The 16,870-nt window shown below is 54.9% G+C and carries 14 protein-coding genes and 2 pseudogenes; 9 read left to right on the forward strand and 7 right to left on the reverse strand.

Annotated features, from left to right (window positions below; translation table 11 throughout):
* Positions 1–4: 4 nt before the first annotated feature.
* From KP808_RS26290 to KP808_RS25635, 4 genes and pseudogenes are all read right to left on the reverse strand, one after another.
* Positions 5–1,024, reverse strand: a pseudogene (locus KP808_RS26290) (methyl-accepting chemotaxis protein); the annotation flags it as partial.
* 180 nt (positions 1,025–1,204) lie between these two features.
* Complete coding sequence (locus KP808_RS26295) at positions 1,205–2,074, reverse strand: methyl-accepting chemotaxis protein (protein WP_371875247.1); 870 nt, start codon at positions 2,072–2,074, stop codon at positions 1,205–1,207.
* Between the two features lie 42 nt (positions 2,075–2,116).
* A pseudogene (locus KP808_RS26300) lies at positions 2,117–3,346 on the reverse strand (methyl-accepting chemotaxis protein); the annotation flags it as partial.
* A gap of 321 nt (positions 3,347–3,667) precedes the next feature.
* Complete coding sequence (locus tag KP808_RS25635; protein ID WP_002555969.1) at positions 3,668–3,892, reverse strand: DUF6555 family protein; 225 nt, start codon at positions 3,890–3,892, stop codon at positions 3,668–3,670.
* A 425-nt stretch (positions 3,893–4,317) separates the two neighbouring features.
* Between KP808_RS25635 and KP808_RS25640 the strand changes: the two genes are divergently transcribed.
* Together KP808_RS25640 and KP808_RS25645 are read left to right on the forward strand one after the other, a co-directional pair.
* Entirely contained in the window at positions 4,318–5,199 is an 882-nt protein-coding gene (locus KP808_RS25640; protein ID WP_058407656.1) for a manganese catalase family protein, read from the forward strand.
* 38 nt (positions 5,200–5,237) lie between these two features.
* Positions 5,238–5,435: a hypothetical protein gene (locus tag KP808_RS25645; RefSeq protein WP_058407657.1), complete on the forward strand. Its 198-nt coding sequence runs from the start codon at positions 5,238–5,240 to the stop codon at positions 5,433–5,435.
* A gap of 262 nt (positions 5,436–5,697) precedes the next feature.
* On the opposite strand, the gene KP808_RS25650 is transcribed toward KP808_RS25645, so the two are convergent.
* On the reverse strand, positions 5,698–6,216 hold the full coding sequence (locus KP808_RS25650) for a DUF4142 domain-containing protein (RefSeq protein WP_058407658.1): 519 nt from the start codon (positions 6,214–6,216) through the stop codon (positions 5,698–5,700).
* 154 nt (positions 6,217–6,370) lie between these two features.
* Positions 6,371–6,973: an adenylyl-sulfate kinase gene (gene cysC, locus KP808_RS25655; RefSeq protein ID WP_058407659.1), complete on the reverse strand. Its 603-nt coding sequence runs from the start codon at positions 6,971–6,973 to the stop codon at positions 6,371–6,373.
* Between the two features lie 217 nt (positions 6,974–7,190).
* On the opposite strand from cysC, the gene KP808_RS25660 reads away from it, so the two are divergent.
* Positions 7,191–8,642: an iron-containing redox enzyme family protein gene (locus KP808_RS25660; protein WP_230017188.1), complete on the forward strand. Its 1,452-nt coding sequence runs from the start codon at positions 7,191–7,193 to the stop codon at positions 8,640–8,642.
* Complete coding sequence (locus KP808_RS25665) at positions 8,639–9,583, forward strand: N5-glutamine methyltransferase family protein (RefSeq protein WP_230017189.1); 945 nt, start codon at positions 8,639–8,641, stop codon at positions 9,581–9,583. The genes KP808_RS25660 and KP808_RS25665 overlap by 4 nt, the downstream gene beginning before the upstream one ends.
* A 263-nt stretch (positions 9,584–9,846) precedes the next feature.
* On the opposite strand, the gene KP808_RS25670 is transcribed toward KP808_RS25665, so the two are convergent.
* Positions 9,847–11,700, reverse strand: coding sequence for a type VI secretion system Vgr family protein (locus KP808_RS25670; RefSeq protein WP_058407661.1), 1,854 nt, complete (start codon positions 11,698–11,700; stop codon positions 9,847–9,849).
* Between the two features lie 193 nt (positions 11,701–11,893).
* On the opposite strand from KP808_RS25670, the gene KP808_RS25675 reads away from it, so the two are divergent.
* The 5 genes from KP808_RS25675 to KP808_RS25690 all read left to right on the forward strand — a co-directional run bounded on the left by KP808_RS25675 (position 11,894) and on the right by KP808_RS25690 (position 16,869).
* Entirely contained in the window at positions 11,894–12,907 is a 1,014-nt protein-coding gene (locus tag KP808_RS25675; RefSeq protein WP_063611893.1) for a hypothetical protein, read from the forward strand.
* On the forward strand, positions 12,904–13,458 hold the full coding sequence (locus KP808_RS25680; RefSeq protein WP_044423902.1) for a hypothetical protein: 555 nt from the start codon (positions 12,904–12,906) through the stop codon (positions 13,456–13,458). Before KP808_RS25675 ends, KP808_RS25680 begins: the two co-directional genes overlap by 4 nt.
* Before the next feature lie 117 nt (positions 13,459–13,575).
* The gene (locus KP808_RS26305) at positions 13,576–13,698 is read left to right on the forward strand and encodes a transposase (protein WP_147467855.1); all 123 of its coding nucleotides are present in this window, start codon (positions 13,576–13,578) and stop codon (positions 13,696–13,698) included.
* 247 nt (positions 13,699–13,945) lie between these two features.
* Positions 13,946–16,090, forward strand: a complete 2,145-nt coding sequence (locus KP808_RS25685; RefSeq protein ID WP_230017190.1) for a TonB-dependent receptor — start codon at positions 13,946–13,948, stop codon at positions 16,088–16,090.
* Positions 16,090–16,869, forward strand: coding sequence for an ABC transporter ATP-binding protein (locus tag KP808_RS25690; protein WP_058402504.1), 780 nt, complete (start codon positions 16,090–16,092; stop codon positions 16,867–16,869). The genes KP808_RS25685 and KP808_RS25690 overlap by 1 nt, the downstream gene beginning before the upstream one ends.
* Position 16,870 lies beyond the last annotated feature (1 nt).

Raw genomic sequence — 16,870 nt, forward strand, 5'->3', positions numbered from 1 at the left:
CACGTCGGGTGACGGCTTCGGTATGAGTCAGGTCGCCAGCAGCGATGCGCTCGACAATCGCCAGCGTTTCGCGCAGCGGCCGGGTGATCTGACGGGTGATGACGATGGCCGCAAGAATGCCCAGCAACATGACCAATAGAACGCAACCGATCTGCAGGTTACGCGCCTGAGCGGTGTCATCCTTGCCCATCTGCATCTGAATGCCATACAGCTCTTCGCCCAGTTTGACGATGGCAGCTCCTTGGGAAGTCAGGTCCTTGCGCACGCTCGCAGCAGTCTGAGTGGTGGCCTTGAAAGCGTCGACCGAGCTGCGATAGCTGCGAAGAGCGCTTTCAAACTGGGCAATCTGTTCGCGGTTGGCAGCGCCAAAAGCGGTTTTGAGCCTGTCCAGATGACTGATCGCCGTATCCAGTTGCTGAAAAGCTGCTTTCTCGGTCTTGTCATTGGGGTTGCCGGTATAACCACGTACTTCATAGCGAACCAGAATCAGGTCTTGCCTGGCGGTAGTCGCCAGTTGGACCTGATCGAAACGCGCCGGGTCCGCAGGATCGATCTGCATGACGGCATCGTTCAACGAGTCGACAGCGCGCATGGCAACCATGGCGTTGGCGGTCATGTCATTACGCACTTTGGCGCCAGCCTGAAACGCAGCGCGCATGCTGTTCAACGAGGCTTCATAGTCACGTGTTACATCGGCCAGTTCGCGCAGAGGCTTGAGGTTGAGCGGGTTGTTGAAGCTGATGAGCAGTGATTGCTGCTGCGCCTTGAAGACATCCAGCTTGCTCTGCATGTTTTGTGCGGCGGTTTCATCGCCGTCAGCCAGCATATATTGCAGGCGCGCGACGCGCAGATTGGTCAGGTTGTCACTCAACTCAGTGATATCGCCGATTCTGTCGGTACGATTGATGAGTTTATCGAGGCTGGTCCAGCCGACCAGGGCGAGAATGGCAGTGAAAAAAAGAACCGTCCCAAAGCCCAATGCCAACTTCATGTTGACGCTGATATTCGCAAAGCTGCTGTTCATAAAATCTCCTGAAAATGCTTTTTGTGCGCGACGAAAGAGCTGAAGATTTGTTTTTATGGACAGCAAACCCGCGCGCCAGAGCTATCGGCCGCAGAAGAGCAAAACTTGATCGAAAAAAGGCAATCAGCGTTCGAACGCCGATTCGAGAGGAGAATCGGGGGCTGCAAGCCCCCGATCCGGTCAGGCAACCAGCTTGAAACGCGCCACGACATTGCGCATGTCGCTAGCAACTCGCGCCAGTTCTTCGGCAGTGACTGCATTGTTGTCGATACCCAGCATCAAGGTGCCGGAGCTGTTGCGAATCTCCATGACATTACGGTTGATGTCTTCGGAAACCGCATGCTGCTGCACCGCGGCGCTGGCGATCTGAGTGTTCATCTCGACGATACGCTCGACGCCCTGGCTGATGCTCGACAGGCTGCCAGAAGCATCGCTGGCGGCACTGATGCACGCTTGGGCCTTTTGCTGGCCGGCCTGCATCTGCTGCACGGCAGCATCGGTGGCACTTTGCAGTTGCTGGATGATGTTGCGGATTTCTTCGGTCGACGCCTGAGTGCGCGAAGCCAGCGTGCGGACTTCATCAGCCACCACAGCAAACCCGCGGCCCTGCTCGCCAGCCCGAGCCGCTTCGATGGCAGCATTCAGGGCCAGCAAGTTGGTCTGATCGGCAATCGTACTGATGACCTGAATAACCCCACCAATCGACTGACTGTGCAGGGCCAGCGCCTGGACTTTCTGGGCGCTGACTTCCACTTCTTCAGCCAGAGCCTGAATGGTCGAGTGGGCCTGATGCATGATGCGCAGCCCGTTACGCGAGGCGGTGTTCGCTTCATCGGCAGCCAGCGCAGCACCTTCGGTGTTCTGCGCTACGTCGGCCACGCTTGTGGTCATTTCGTTGATGGCCGTCGCCACTTGCTCGGTTTCAGCTTGTTGCGCGTTCATCGACTGCTTGGCCAGACCGATGGAGGTGCCCAGTCGGGCAGCCACATCAGACAGTTCGTATGACGTGCGGTCCATGTGCGAAATGGAGCTGGCGAATGCTTCGGCCATCAGGTTCAGACCGTTGGCGATGTCAGCCACTTCGTCCTTGCTGCTCACCTGTACACGGGCACTCAGATCACCGTTGGCCAGACGACGGGTGACGCCCAGCAGGCCGTCGATGGTCAGACGCAGGGCACGGTAGATGCTGAAGAACGCATAGAGCAGCAGCAAGCCCATGATTACGCACATGGCAATCACGACTTCGCGTTGCAGCAGCAGCGCGCTGTAACGCGTATCCAGTTCACCTTGAAGCGCACTCTGAATTTCGTCCTGGGCCTTATAAAGCCCGGCGACCACAGCGTTACCGCGCGCGCTCAGCGCCTGCCCCTGCGGCACCGAGAATTCCGTACCTTTGACGTACGCTTGCAGGTCATTGCGAAAGCCGTCCATCGTCGAGGTAGCCGAAGCGATAGGGTCGCCAATGCGGGCAGCAAGCTCTGGCGCACGACGCTTGAGCAGTCGAATGCTTTGCTCCAGCTCCGCGCGAAATTGCAGCTCGATCTTCAACAGGCTCTCAAGCGAGCCGCGCATCGGTACGCTTAGCCCCTGACCAGTACTCAAACCGGCGGTGATACCCCGGATCTGACCGGCCACGTTGATTTCTCTGGGCATGCGAATGGTGCTCAGGTCGATCAGAAACAGCGAGGCATAATCTTCGTCCAGTACCATGCCCGAGGTAGCCGAGACGTAATAGATAAAGTTGAGTGTCTGGGCCAGCTGCTCATTCCACTGTGCAAACACCTCGTCCTGCGAAAGACCGGGCTTGATACTTTCCATCAGGGAACGCGCACTTTCACGAAGACGCTGCACACGACTCTCGGTCTCCAGCAGACTTCCCTGGCGGGCATCCATGTCGGCGAGGTTATTAAATGCTGTTTCAAGCTGAGTGCGGTTGCTGGCCAGATCCTGAGCAGCGGAGGCATCACCGGCGAGCAAACGGTTGGTTGCTGCACGCTGCAGCATGGAGAGTCGGAGAACGGGCGTCACGACATGCAAATATTCACGACCGATGCGTTCCTGGGCAACGGTGTCGATGCTCGCATTCAGACTGTTGAAAACCCGAAGACCGAGAACGATCAGCGGGATGACGATAATGATGGCTAAAACGGCAAACTTGGCAGGGAACCGCAGGCGATTGGTAAGGTAAATACCAGGCGAAAGGATGTTCATAGTGGTCTCTATTTTAATTAGGGTGCCCGATCCGGCTGAAAAAGCTCCTTTATTTCTTTGCATCACGGCAGGTGCAAGGTCAGTGGTGCCGCTTTGAAGGGAATCATCCATTCAGATAGAGGCATAGTGACATCACCTCAGAGCTGTGCCCTATCGGGGAAGTTCAATGAGGGCCATAATCTGATATCGGGCTATCGGCAGGGCCACGTAGAACGTGAGGTTGCGGGGATTTGCGGCGGGGAGCGGAAGCGGGGTGTGAGGTGCGGAGCTTGCGATAAACGCTGATCCAAACGAGGTGAATTCAGCTCAGTATGGCGGGAAACGGGTGTCCATCCGGCAGATCTGCCGACCACAGATTTTTCAGCGCGTACACCGTCGTGCGGCATCGTGACGCACGACGGTGAGCTTCATAGCGTTTTGAACGAGGACCTTTCAAGCCCTCGTCCACTCCACGTTCGACAACCCCAGCTTTTCAGCCTGAGGCTTGCTCAGCTTTGGTACCGGGTCGGAACGGTACTTGGGGATCGCACCGAATCCTGCATCAACCGACGCCCAGTGCCAGGCTTCTTTATTGTCCATGACAACCGCTCTTATATAGAACGTCTTGTAACTGCCATGCAGCAGGTAATCGATACGGTAGTGTTTTTCATCAGCCATTGTGTTGCTCCTGCTTTGTCGACTCGCAAAACAGATCGCAGGGTTTTCGAAAAATTCAAAATATTAATGCCATAATGTAAGCGATATCATATAGCCACCCTCGCTTGTGCCGATAGGGATGGCCGCAAGGCTATGACAACTAATAGACTTTGTTTATAACCCCTATTTTTTGAATTTTTCGCCAGCACAGATGGCTTACGCTCTGAGCATTGCCTGCGGGGCCTCTGAACTAAGAGTGTGTTGTTTTTCAAACATTCAGCGAATAAGAAAATTCTATTGAACCCGGATTTTCAGGCCGTTCATCCCGTTCGCTAAAGTTATACGCAACGTATACATGCCCGCCTTCTCATATCCAGTGACTGCGTTGAATCAAACCCATCCAGGTGGGTTGACGCTTCCCAAAGGATCACGCCTGAGGATACGACATGTTTATTCATAACAAGCGGCTTCAATATACCGTGCGGGTAGCTAGACCAAACCCTGGACTGGCCAATCTTCTGCTGGAACAGTTCGGCGGTGCCCAAGGCGAGCTGGCAGCAGCCGGACGTTATTTCACTCAAGGGTTGAGCGAGGAAGACCCAGGCCGTAAAGACCTGCTGATGGACATCGCCACCGAAGAGTTGAGCCACCTGGAAATAGTCGGCTCCATTATTGTCATGCTCAATAAAGGCGCCAAAGGTCAATTGGCTGAAGGCATCGAAGAAGAAGGCGAGCTTTACCGCTCCATCAACGGCAATGGCAACGACTCCCATATCACCAGCCTGCTGTACGGGGCCGGTGCGCCGTTGACCAACTCTGCCGGTGTGCCTTTTACGGCGGCTTACATCGATACCATTGGCGAGCCAACAGCTGACTTCCGCTCCAACATCGCTGCGGAATCCAGAGCGAAGATTGTTTACGAGCGTTTGATGAACGTGACAGATGACCCGGGGGTGAAAGAGGCGCTGGGCTTTCTGATGACACGTGAAATCGCGCATCAGTTGTCTTTCGAAAAAGCCCTGCACGCCATCCAGCCCAACTTTCCGCAGGGCAAACTGCCGGGCATGCCGGAATTTACCAACAAGTACTTCAACATGTCCGGTGAACCCAACGTACGCGGCCCGTGGAACCAGGGCGGTAACTGGGAGTATGTGGAATCGCCACAACCGGCTGTCGATGGCGGCGATGGCACGGCTTCCGTCAAGCTGGATGCCAAGGATGCAGACGTGCTGGAAATGATGAAGGAGCGGACCCAGTCCGATCCGACTGCCAACCCTATTACCGGTGCGGATCTGGGTTCTGGTTTTGTACAGGGCAAAAATGTTTGAAACGGGTTTAAGCCTGTCTTGTTCAGGAGAACGGAATCATGAAAAAACTTCGCTCCCGTAAACCTCTCCCGTCTCAGGGCGAGTTGGATACTGCGTTGACCGACGCGGTGTTTGTAAAAGGGCTTCGTGCTTTCGAGGCTCAGGCGCTGCTTGCACGTCGGGGTCTTCAGGTGGTGATGGCTATAAAGGTCTTCGGGGTTGGAACCTTGCTTGATAACAGCCTGCCAGAACGCTGATCACATCAATGGCACACCGTCTATAAGACGAGTCCCCGGGCAGGCTGGACACCAGCCTTGCCTGTGGATAAGTCACTCGGTTACTGAAAAGGGTATAACCATGACTCGTATGACTATAGAAGATCTATTCATTCACGAACGCTCAGATATTTACAGCGCCGAAAGTCATATCATTCAGTAACGTATCAATAGCCGCATGACGTTACCTCTCGCCAGGAAGATGTCATCATGCGCAATATCCCATCACGTTTTTACAGTTACATCACTTTTTGGCAGCGTCGTCGCCATGCGCAGCTGCAAGTTTTTTCGCCTGTTCAAGATGCTGCTCAAGTGTTGGCAACGTGGCTTTGGCAAACGCCTTGAGCTCGGGGTCATCACCGTTATCGGCCTCTTCCTTGTACAGCTTGGTCGCCTGCTCATGCGCAATGACCTGATTATTGGCATACGCTTGATCAAACGACGTCTTGTGCATTTCCAGAATGGCGGCCTCGGCTTTATCCCTGAGTATGGGGTCTTCGGACAGTTCAAGGTTCTTGCTTTTGGCAATCGTTGCCAGCTGATTGTTAGCAGCCGTGTGGTCTGTGACCATTTGCTGAGCAAACTTCTTCACGTCGGCAGACACACCCTGCTCATCCTGTACAAGCTTGCCGACCAGAACTTCTGCGATCCCTGCTGCAGAAGCATCTTTTACAAAGTCGTCAGCGTCCTGCGCAGCAGTAACCACTTGAGAGCCTAGCGAAAGCACGATGGCAATGGCGCTCATGCGAAAATAATTGTTCATTTTCGATCATCCTTGTGTGGGCTGAATACATCATCGTTATCGACGATATAAACGTTTTGACCCACGCCCAAAACCTGTGTTCAGCCTTTCCGACCGCTTGCAGCAAAACGCCGATGTATCGATGATACTGAACCCTGCAGGTGAGGCAGCCAGCTTATGTATTCAGGCTGAGCAGCCGTAAAACTTGCTTAAGACAGTCGTCAATTGCTAATCGACTGGTATCAAGACACAGGGCGGCGCCAGCAGGCGGTTCGTAGGGGGCGCTGATGCCGGTAAAGTCTTTCAACTCGCCTGCCAACGCCCGGCGATAGAGCCCTTTGGGGTCACGCTGAATGCAGGTTTCAAGCGGTGTGCTGACAAACACTTCGATGAAGCGCTCGTGGCCAATGATCGAGCGAGCGGTTTCCCGGTCGGTCTCATAGGGCGAAATGAACGACGAGACAACGATCAGGCCTGCGTCATTCATCAATCGGGCGACTTCAGCGATGCGCCTGATGTTCTCCGAACGGTCTGCCGCAGCAAAACCCAGATCCCGGCACAAACCCTGACGTATGTTGTCGCCATCCAGAGTGTACGCAAGCCTGCCACGGTCCATCAACGCTCGCTCCAGCGCAAACGCTATGGTGGATTTTCCGGAGCCGCTGAATCCGGTCAGCCAGACTGTTTTCGGGGTTTGCTTCAAATGCTGCTCACGGTCTGTCGAGGACACTTGGCTGGTTTGCCAGACAAGGTTCTGTACGCCATGTGAGTTGTCCATGATCGCCTGTTCCTGATGTGCACACAGAACCAGAATACATTTTTTCCGTGAGGCATTCGTGCTCATGGAATAACCACATTCGCCACCTATCGGCCCTCGGCAAAATACGCTGAATTTCCCCGTATCACGGTACTCACTTATCTACGCTGCATAGAAAAACAGAAAGTCCCGCGTGACCGCGTCAATCGTGATTTTCAACTGCCGAGGTACGATTTTCATGACGTCTCTTCAAGTGATGAACGGCAATGCCGTCGTCAAAACCGTCGTTGAAGAAGCCTGTTCAAAAACCGTCTATCAATCATGGATGAGTGAACGTGCTCCAGAATATCAACACGATGCGGTCATGTTTCTGAATCACTGCCTGGCCCTGGCCGAGCGGGAAAACTGCGACCTTCCGGCTCAGCCTGAAACGCTGGAACACTGGATGGAGCAGAACGTAGGGGTCGTAGCCGATCACTATGCGCTCTATCTTGAACAACGTCGCGCCGGACAACCCAGGCGATTTTTCAAGACCAAGGCTCAAGCGATGTATTTCATTCAGCAGGTCGCGCCGACCAAGCTGGTTGACGGCGCATGGCTGTATGGCTTGCTGCCGCATTGGGCAGACTACCGTTTTCACGGGCTGATTCGTACTTACCTGGAAGAACTGGGTGACGGCGAACAGGCGCAGAATCATGTCTCCCTGTACCGCAAATTGCTGGCCGATCTGGACTGCGATACCAGCGCCCCACTGGCAGATGACGCCTACCTGCAAGGTGCCATTCAGCTGTCGCTCGGGCAATTGAGCGAGCAGTACCTTCCCGAGGTGATTGGTTACAACCTGGGCTATGAACAGCTGCCGCTGCATTTGCTCATCACATCGTTCGAACTGAATGAACTGGGCATCGACCCTTATTACTTCACGTTGCATGTGACGATCGATAACGCCAGCACCGGCCACGCACGCAAGGCTGCGCAGAGCGTTCTTGAGCTGTTGCCTGTGGGCCAGGAGCGTGACGAGTTTTATCGCCGTGTCGCCAATGGCTACCGACTGAACGAGTTGGGCATGGGCTCTACCCAGGTCATCCAGTCGTTCGATCTGGAGCAGGAAGTGATCGCCATGCTGGAGCGCAAGCGGACCTTTGGTCAGCACATGCATTCCGACTATTGCCGTCTGGACGGCAAGACGGTCAACGAGTGGCTTGCCGAGCCTGACCAGATCCCGGAATTTCTTGCCGTGCTGCAAAACAGGGGCTGGATCAAGCGTCACGAAGACCCTCTTAATAGCCGCTTCTGGAAACTGTTCGAAGGGGTCGGTGCACCGATGTTCGGCGTGTTCAATGGCTACGAGAAGCAATTGGTGCACGACTGGATCGCTGGCGACTGGCTGTCGGATGGGAGCGCTCAGCCGCCTGTCGGCAAGCGTCTGCCGGAAGCATTTCGTTCCCGTTTCCGCAATCTGCAAGGCGGCGCTCAGCCGTCGCCGGTTCTTGCGGGGCCTGCGTCGGCGGATGCTGACCCGGATGTGCGCGAGCTGCACATGAAACTCGAGTCGGCAGCGGCGTCCGAGAAGATGTCCACGTTGATCGAGAGCATGTCCCCGGCAAGGCACGCGTCGGCCGCCGGGCTACATGCCACTCGCCTGTTTGTCAGCAGCATGGCCGAGCGAGTGACAGGAGCCCGCCCATGAGTCATTCATTGCCCGACAGCGCCGCGCTGATTGCGCTCGCCCAGCGCCTCAAAACCAGTGGCTATCGTTTCATCACGCCCACGCCGTTGACTCATCAACACGTCAATCAACGCCCGGAGAACCGCACTGCGGTATCGCTGCGGGATGTCTTCGGATGGAGCCGTACGATACCGGAATCCATGCTTCCGGTTGCAGAGGCTCAGGGGCTGTTGGAAGCCGGTATTCTTCAACGCAGCGAAGACGGCGTGAAGAGCCGGGTGAGATTTTCAAGCCTGGATGACTTGTTACTGGTGCATTCCGCATTTCCTACCGGCGATGAAGACTCGGTGTTTTTCGGTCCGGATACCTATCGCTTTGCGCACTCCATCAATCGCCATCTGCAAGGCACTTCGCACTCCATCAACCGCGCCGTCGACATCGGCTGTGGCACCGGCGCTGGTGCCCTGCTGATCGCGGTTGCGCGCCCGCAGGCGCAGGTCTGCGCCGTCGACATTAACCCCAAGGCCCTGCATTTCGCTCAGACCAACGCCAGGGTGGCCGGGCTGGAAAACATGCAATGCTGCCACAGCGATATCCTCTCGGGCCTGACAGGCAACTTCGACCTCATCGTTGCCAACCCGCCGTACATGAAAGACGCCAAGCGCCGCGCCTACCGCCACGGTGGTGACGCATTAGGCGCGGACCTGTCAGTGCGCATCCTGCGCGAATCGCTGGATCGCCTTACCCCGGGCGGCTCGTTGGTGCTCTATACCGGTGTGGCCATGGTGGGCGAGCACGACCCGTTCTTCGAGGCCGTGCGCGACGATATCGATCATGCGGCCCTGGCATGGACCTACCGCGAACTGGACCCGGATGTGTTTGGCGAAGAGCTGCTTGAAGAGGGTTACGAAGACGTGGACCGTATTGCAGCGGTGGAGTTGGTGGTAACAAGGCGGGCATGAGTAGCCAGAACCATGCAGCCTAGGTTCTGTACGAAAAGTCGGCGAGCGAAGGTCAGGCAAGGCAAAAACAGGCGAGGAACGGCCGGGGTCGCGCTCGACTCTACGTGTTGTAAATGAGCATTCCGATCGGACTCGCGCTCGAGCCTGTTTTTCGCAACATCACCGAGCGCAGCCACTTTACGTACAGAGCCTAGTGCCCCCTGAGCCAAAAGCCTTTCTTAAATACGATCATAAATACTGGTGCTGGTCATCGGCTCGCTACCTCAGTCATTGACTCTGACCGGCGCGCCGGTGATTTGAGTTGTGCCCTTGCTCACTGTGGTAATGGCGTTGCCTTTGATCTCGATTCCGTCCGGCGTAAGGGTGATGCTGCTTTCGCCTACCTGAAGAATGATGTGCTGCTTGGCATTGACCTGGATGAACTGGTTATCAACCTGAATCGTCAGTGAGCCTTCCTGAACATTCATCACAGCGTCTTTCTTGATGATCTCGGTTTGCATGCCATCAATTGTCATCAAGCGGTTGTTACCGACTTTGTGCGTCTCGTCGAATTCAATCTCGGTGTCCATGTTGCGCTCGGCGTGCATGATGACTTGCTCAGCACCGGCCTTGTCTTCAAAGCGAAAGAAGTTCGCTGTGCCGCCATGGCCTTTCATCGACCGGGTCAGGAAGCCACTTTGAGTCTTGTTGGCCGGGAGAGACCATGGCGGCGTGTTCTGGCTGTTGTAGAGACTGCCCATGATCAGCGGGCGGTCAGGGTTACCGTCGAGGAATACCACTACGACTTCGTCGCCGACACGAGGGATCTGAATGCTGCCGAAACCGCCGCTGGCACCGGATTGGGCAACGCGGACCCAGCAGGAGCTTTTGTCGTCGAACTGGCCATAGCGGTCCCAGTGGAACTGCACTTTTACACGGCCCATTTCATCAGTGTAGATTTCTTCGCCGGGGGGGCCGACGATGATGGCGGTTTGCGGGCCGCGGATTGCAGCCCGCGGTGTAGACAGTCTATGCCTGTAAGGGATCTTACGACGGATGCACTCAAATGAATTCTGGTAACCGGGCTCACCGTGACTGAGATAGTTGTTCTGGCCTGAGTGATTTACGCTCAGCAATAAAAACTGCCTGTCCTCCTGGCTATCTTGGTCATGATCGTAGTGCTGCGTCAGCTCAAAGAAATATCCAGGCTCCATGACACGGCAGTTACTGGAACCCGAAAACTGCTTGCCTAATACCTCCATCGCCTCTAGCCGGTTTCGGGCTTTTTGTTGGCCATCTTCAAGATCAGTGTAACCGTATACCCCCTCATAATCGAAGGTTTCAAACTCTCCCACCTCGCCCTGTTTGGCGATTGATTTCATCTGTACCAGTTGCGGATCTCTGGGCTGTTTATAGTCGAAAGACTTCATGGCCAACTGAGTAGGCTGTAGGTTACGAGAGGATGACCACGTGGTGATCGAGTCAGCCTCTTCGGTGACAGATGCGCGATGATACCGAATGACGGGTTGAGCAGGCAGCGCAGGAAGATCGCGACTGTCATCCATGATCATCATGCAGTGTTCATCTTGGGAATGTTGAAACGTAAAAAATAAACCTTCAGCTTCGAGGAGACGAAGAATAAAATTTAAGTCTGACTCCATATACTGAGTACAGTAACTCATTTTCTTTAGAGGACGAGTCAGACGAAACTCAAATACTGCGAGGCTCTGATAATAGGAAAAAATTTCCCTTACAACCTCTTCTACTGTTTTGTCCTGAAAAACGCGCGAATCACTGCGCCTGCTAAGCAGCCAGACCCACGGCACCAGCCGCGCATGATAGCTGGCGACGCCTCCATCGGCCCCCAAATGCACGAAGTCCGATACGTGAGCACTAAGATGACGTACATTTCCATCAGCAAGGGTGAGACCGAGGGAAACCTTCTTGCCCACAAGCTTTTTCAACTCAATTCGAGCGTCACTTGATATCAGCGTGGCCTCAAACGCAAAAAGTTCAGAAATCGCTTCACGTCCTGAAAAATTTTCCAGACGCAGCTCTTGCTCGGGAGGCAGTGGCGAGTCAAAGGTGATTAGTCGACTGTTCTGCTGAGTCAACTGTTCCAGTGCATTAAAAATCATCTGTGCATCCTGCAATAAAGTCTGGAAGTGAATAATGAGACCGCCTGAGCTCTTATCTGTCAAGCTGCGCAGAGAGAGGATGTGACTTGAGCCAGATGACGGCAGGAAATTATTTTTGTAACATTTTTAACAAAGGCACAGTTTGACCAGGATGCTGTCCGAGTTTACATTTGCGAAATTCAGGGAGGACACGATGGGACTGACCAACGAACAGGCTCAAAAGCTCGAGCATGACCTAGACACAAATCATACTGAAATGATTGTGCTGACCCTTCAGGACGCCAATCGCCTGGCGGCAGGCATCAGTTCCCCGCACGAAGGATCCACACAAACGCATTGGCTGTGCCCACGGACTGATAAAGAACTACTGGATGGGGGGTGGGGCTGTACCAAGTCGCTTTACCAGAGCACTGCGCATCAGTGGGTTAATACCAACTGGGTAGTGCCTACCGGAATGGCAGCCCGTGATACATTTAAGTTAGGGCAACTGTGGAAGCGCATCGGAGGCTATAAGACCCGACTTAAATATACAATAGTCAATGGTAAGGAGTACGTTATCATCACGGGCAGGCCAGGACTAAGATCGGTGCTCAAGGGAACACGATATTTAGCTCAAAATGCGAAGCTTATTGAGGTAGGTATAGGTAAATACAGCCTCAATGGCGAGGCCATAAAGGGTTTTAAACTTTCCGCCTATGTCGCGGTAGGAATAGAATTATTTGAGCACTTTCTCTCTGACGAAAGTGTCATGTCTGACCTTTTCGTCGGCGTCGGCGTTGAGTTGGTCAAAGCGGGTATCGCAACGGCTGTCGGCTATGCAGCCGCAGGTATCGCCGGTGTTTTCATAGGATCAGCAATAATACCTGTCGCTATCGGCGTGGCATTTGTTTTCGCAGCCAGTTATTTTTTAAACGTGATAGACAATAACAATGGAATCAAGAGCGGCTTAAAAGAACAGGTACGCCTCTACACTGACTATACAATCAACCACTTAGAAGAGCTCGGTGAAACCCTAAAAAAAATCAATCCTGACAACATAAGAAACTCAATAAGAAGCCTTCCTGACAATCTTATTGATGCCTTGATGAGCGAAGCGGAAAAAGCCGCCAAAGACTGGTTCAAACGCAATGTCACCGATCAAATAATGCCCAACTTACCAGTCCCTGAACTCCCACGCCTAGGACAATTTAGGCTACCTAAGCTATGAAAAAAGTTAAAAGTGCATCCATCGACTCACTCCCCAAATACTTTCGCCTCATCACCGTGTTGGGGCTTTTACTGGCTATCCTGCTACTGGCCAGCGCCGTATATATAATTGTCGACGGCGTGACACCCGTCTATGGACGCCTCTGGAGAAACGCTCCGATCATAGAAGTTCAATATATAGCCTATGCCCTTCTTGCCGCGCCGTTTATTGCGATATTGATGGGATATGCTGCAATAGCGGCATTTACCACGCGAAAGGTTTTTTCTCCAGAACCCGGTACGCGTGCTGCAAAATTTCAAAGTGTAATGTTTAAGCTCTTCTTGAAAACGCTTCTGTATGTATCTCTTCCTCTGCCTATATTAACCACACTGTGGCTCGTATCGACCGGTTACTCGTTATGCAATGATCTGAGACCTTCAGGCTCTGGCTGGCAAACATTCTGGGTAAATAATCAAAATGCCTGCTTCAAACCCGACACTTATATTAATGATCACTGGCCATGTAAAGTGGTCGATGGTAAAAAAATGTGCCTTCAGGCAGATGGTCGCTAGTGTGCTGATTTCGAAATCTGTCAAATGTGGACATAAAAGTCGCCGTGTCCGATCCCTTGCTTTTTTCTGAATCGACACGGTAAACACGTGAAAATCCTTTGCTGAGAGCACAACGGCCTGTGCCTTCGGTTCAAGCACCTTGAGTCGGGGCGTTTCAACGCCTCTCTCGATGAGATGCATGAGGCAATTGCGTTGACGGTCCAGGAACTTAACTGGTTACTGGATAGATTTGATTTCTGACGTAACCGTCCACACAAGGTTTTGACTCTACGATTTTTCGCATGACTTAACTCAAGTCATGGAAGCGATGCCCGAACACCTCCCTGGCGGCCCCGCTCTTCTGAAAGAGATTCTGCATTCGCCAGCGCTATAGATCGAACCGCCCCCACCCCTTGAAGATTAGTAAGCGGGTATGCCGGCCTACAAATGTTATGTTATAACAATTAAAGGTTACCAAACGCAGTCCTCCAAAGCGACCCTTCAATCCATGATCAGCCCTCGTTTCCATTCCCGCCGTGCAGTCGCAACGCTCTGCCTGCTGGCCAGCAGCGCGAGCTACGCAAACGCTTCCGAACAGGTCGAGCTTGCTCCGTCCACGATTAACGCTACGGCCCTGTCGCAAGATGCAGAGCATCTCGATTCAGTTACGCATGCGGGTTCTCGCCTGCCATTGACGGCCTTGCAGACCCCGGCCAGCACCAGCTCGCTCGATGGCGACGAGGTTCGCAGTCGCGGTGACGCCAATGTGCAGCAGGCCGTGGCCCGCAGCCCCGGCATCACGGCGATCGGTAAGCCCGGCGACGGAGGCACGGCGTTGTCCGCGCGTGGTTTCACAGGTCAGGGCTCGGTGATGCAATTGTATGACGGCAGCCGCATGTACAGCGCCATGGGCACCGTCACCATGCCGGTCGATACCTGGGCAATCGACCGCATTGAAGTGCTGCGCGGCCCGGCCTCCGTGCTCTATGGCGAAGGTGCTACCGGGGCAGTGATCAATGTCATCCCCAAGAAGCCTTTTGAAGGCGATATCGAAAACCACCTGCGCCTTGGCTACGGTTCGTACGATAGCCAGCAAACTGCGCTGGACAGCGGCGGCTCGTTAACCGATCAATTGAGCTATCGCTTGAACCTCAATCAGCTGCGCAGCAACGGCTGGATCAATGACGGCGACTCGCAAAGCACGTTCTTCAGCGGTGCCCTGCGCTGGCAGGCCAGCGAAGACCTGTCGTTCACCCTCGCCCATGACGGCGGCAATCAGCGCCCGATGAACTACTTCGGCGTGCCGATGATCAACGGCCGTTATCACGAAGGCTTGCGAGACAAGAACTACAACATCGAGAACGACAAGCAACATTACGATGACCAATGGACGCGGCTGACCACCGACTGGCAGATCTCCGACCGGCTGACTTCATCCAACGAGCTTTACTACCTGACCTCGCACCGACGCTGGCAGAACGCCGAAAACTACAACTGGGACGCTGCCACTCAGCAGCTGTCGCGCAGCGGCTATTTCAGCATCAAGCACAATCAGGAGCAGGTGGGAGATCGACAGACGTTCACCTTCAAACACAGTCTGGGCGGGATGGATAGCCAGAGTGTGCTGGGAATGGACGTCAACCGTATCCGCTTCAAGTTGACCAACAACTCCCCCTACAACGATGTGAATCCGGCGGGAGACCCCATTGATATCGAACATCCCGCACCGGGCAATTTTCAGAGTGCGTCGCCCTATTCGGAGCTGTTCAAAAGCACGACCCGACAACTGTCGGTCTTCGGGGAAAACCGCACGCAACTGAGCGAGCAACTCTCGATAATCACAGGCGTGCGCCGTGACTACGTAGATATCGAGCGCAACGCCCTGCGTGACGACAGCCGCACAGAAAAGGACCTGATCGGCAACAACTGGAAAATCGGACTGGTTTACGCGCTGACGCCGGACAGTTCTGCCTACGCTCAATACTCGACCAGCACCGATGGCGTTGGCAGCCTTGTCTCTCTCAACCCCACACAGCAACAATTCGACCTGGCCACCGCCAGGCAATCGGAGGTAGGTTTCAAACAGTCACTGTGGGACCAGCGCCTGGAGTGGACGCTGGCGGCTTACCATATCGTCAAGAAAAAGCTGCTCACCACCGATGCCGGCAATCCTGACCTCACCCAACAGGTAGGCCAGCAGTCTTCCGACGGGCTTGAGGCCAGCATGAAGCTGCAACTGCCACAGGACTGGGCCCTGACCGCCAACGCGGCCTTCGTTCGTGCACGCTATGACCAATTTGATCAGAGCGTAGCGGGCGTGGCCGTCTCGCGTGACGGCAATACGCCCGTCGATGTGCCAAAGCGCACGGCCAACCTGTGGCTCGACAAACAGCTCGGCAGTGCTGTGCAGATTGGCGCCGGGCTGCGCTACGTCGACAGCCGATACGCCGATATCGCCAACACCCGCGAACTGCCCGCCTACACCGTGGCCGACGCCAGCCTGTCATGGAAAGCACTGCGCAATACCACGCTCGGCTTGCAGGCGCGCAATCTGTTTGATCGGCAATACGCAGCGAGTCAGTACAACGAAGGCCAGCAATGGATTCTGGGTGAACCCCGCTCGCTGTACGTGACTGCGGACCTGAGTTTCTGATGCTCGCGCTAGAGCGTCTCGCGTGGGCACCGGAACAGGCGTCGGTCTGCGCGCACGAACACTTCGCCCTGAAAGATATCGACCTGCAAATCGCTGCCGGCGAGTTTGTCGGCCTGATCGGTCCCAATGGCAGCGGCAAGACCAGCCTGCTGCGTTGTGCATTCCGCTACAGCCGTCCGCACAGCGGCAAGGTCGCGATCAGCGCTCACGATATCTGGTCCCGCAGCCCACGCTGGTGCGCCAGGCACGTAGCAGTGGTTGCCCAGGAGTTTCCCGATGCATTCGGCCTGACACTGCTGGATGTAACGAGCATGGGCCGCGCGCCTCATCAGGGCTTCTTCGCTGCGGACAGCGCCCACGACCGCGCGATTGTGCAGAGTGCTTTGAACGCCGTAGGGCTGGCGGGCTATGAACAGCATCGGTTCGACACGTTGTCCGGCGGCGAGAAACAGCGTTGCCTGCTGGCGCGGGCACTGGTGCAAGAACCTCGGTTGATGGTGCTGGACGAGCCGACCAATCACCTCGACCCGCGCCATCAACTGGAACTGCTGGGGCTGGTCAAACAGCTCGGCGTGGCGACGCTGGCCAGTATCCATGACCTGAACCTGGCGGCGGCATTCTGTGATCGCCTGTGTGTCATTCATCACGGCCGGCTCATTGCGCAAGGCACGCCCCAGGAAGTGCTGACCCCGGAAATGCTGCTCAACGTATTCGGCGCCAAGGCGCTGGTCGACAGCCACCCTCTGCGTGATTACCCGCGCATTACCTGGATACCCTGAA

The organism is Pseudomonas savastanoi (genome assembly GCF_020917325.1).
GTDB classification, from domain to species: Bacteria; Pseudomonadota; Gammaproteobacteria; order Pseudomonadales; family Pseudomonadaceae; genus Aquipseudomonas; species Aquipseudomonas amygdali.

What these genes read in the sequence shown, in the direction of transcription:
- KP808_RS26295 (WP_371875247.1), bottom strand. Translation starts at nt 2,074, where the DNA reads ATGGCCGAAGCATTCGCCAGCTCCATTTCGCACATGGACCGCACGTCA.
- KP808_RS25635 (WP_002555969.1), bottom strand. Translation starts at nt 3,892, where the DNA reads ATGGCTGATGAAAAACACTACCGTATCGATTACCTGCTGCATGGCAGT.
- KP808_RS25640 (WP_058407656.1), top strand. Translation starts at nt 4,318, where the DNA reads ATGTTTATTCATAACAAGCGGCTTCAATATACCGTGCGGGTAGCTAGA.
- KP808_RS25645 (WP_058407657.1), top strand. Translation starts at nt 5,238, where the DNA reads ATGAAAAAACTTCGCTCCCGTAAACCTCTCCCGTCTCAGGGCGAGTTG.
- KP808_RS25650 (WP_058407658.1), bottom strand. Translation starts at nt 6,216, where the DNA reads ATGAACAATTATTTTCGCATGAGCGCCATTGCCATCGTGCTTTCGCTA.
- cysC (WP_058407659.1), bottom strand. Translation starts at nt 6,973, where the DNA reads ATGGACAACTCACATGGCGTACAGAACCTTGTCTGGCAAACCAGCCAA.
- KP808_RS25660 (WP_230017188.1), top strand. Translation starts at nt 7,191, where the DNA reads ATGACGTCTCTTCAAGTGATGAACGGCAATGCCGTCGTCAAAACCGTC.
- KP808_RS25665 (WP_230017189.1), top strand. Translation starts at nt 8,639, where the DNA reads ATGAGTCATTCATTGCCCGACAGCGCCGCGCTGATTGCGCTCGCCCAG.
- KP808_RS25670 (WP_058407661.1), bottom strand. Translation starts at nt 11,700, where the DNA reads ATGATTTTTAATGCACTGGAACAGTTGACTCAGCAGAACAGTCGACTA.
- KP808_RS25675 (WP_063611893.1), top strand. Translation starts at nt 11,894, where the DNA reads ATGGGACTGACCAACGAACAGGCTCAAAAGCTCGAGCATGACCTAGAC.
- KP808_RS25680 (WP_044423902.1), top strand. Translation starts at nt 12,904, where the DNA reads ATGAAAAAAGTTAAAAGTGCATCCATCGACTCACTCCCCAAATACTTT.
- KP808_RS25685 (WP_230017190.1), top strand. Translation starts at nt 13,946, where the DNA reads ATGATCAGCCCTCGTTTCCATTCCCGCCGTGCAGTCGCAACGCTCTGC.
- KP808_RS25690 (WP_058402504.1), top strand. Translation starts at nt 16,090, where the DNA reads ATGCTCGCGCTAGAGCGTCTCGCGTGGGCACCGGAACAGGCGTCGGTC.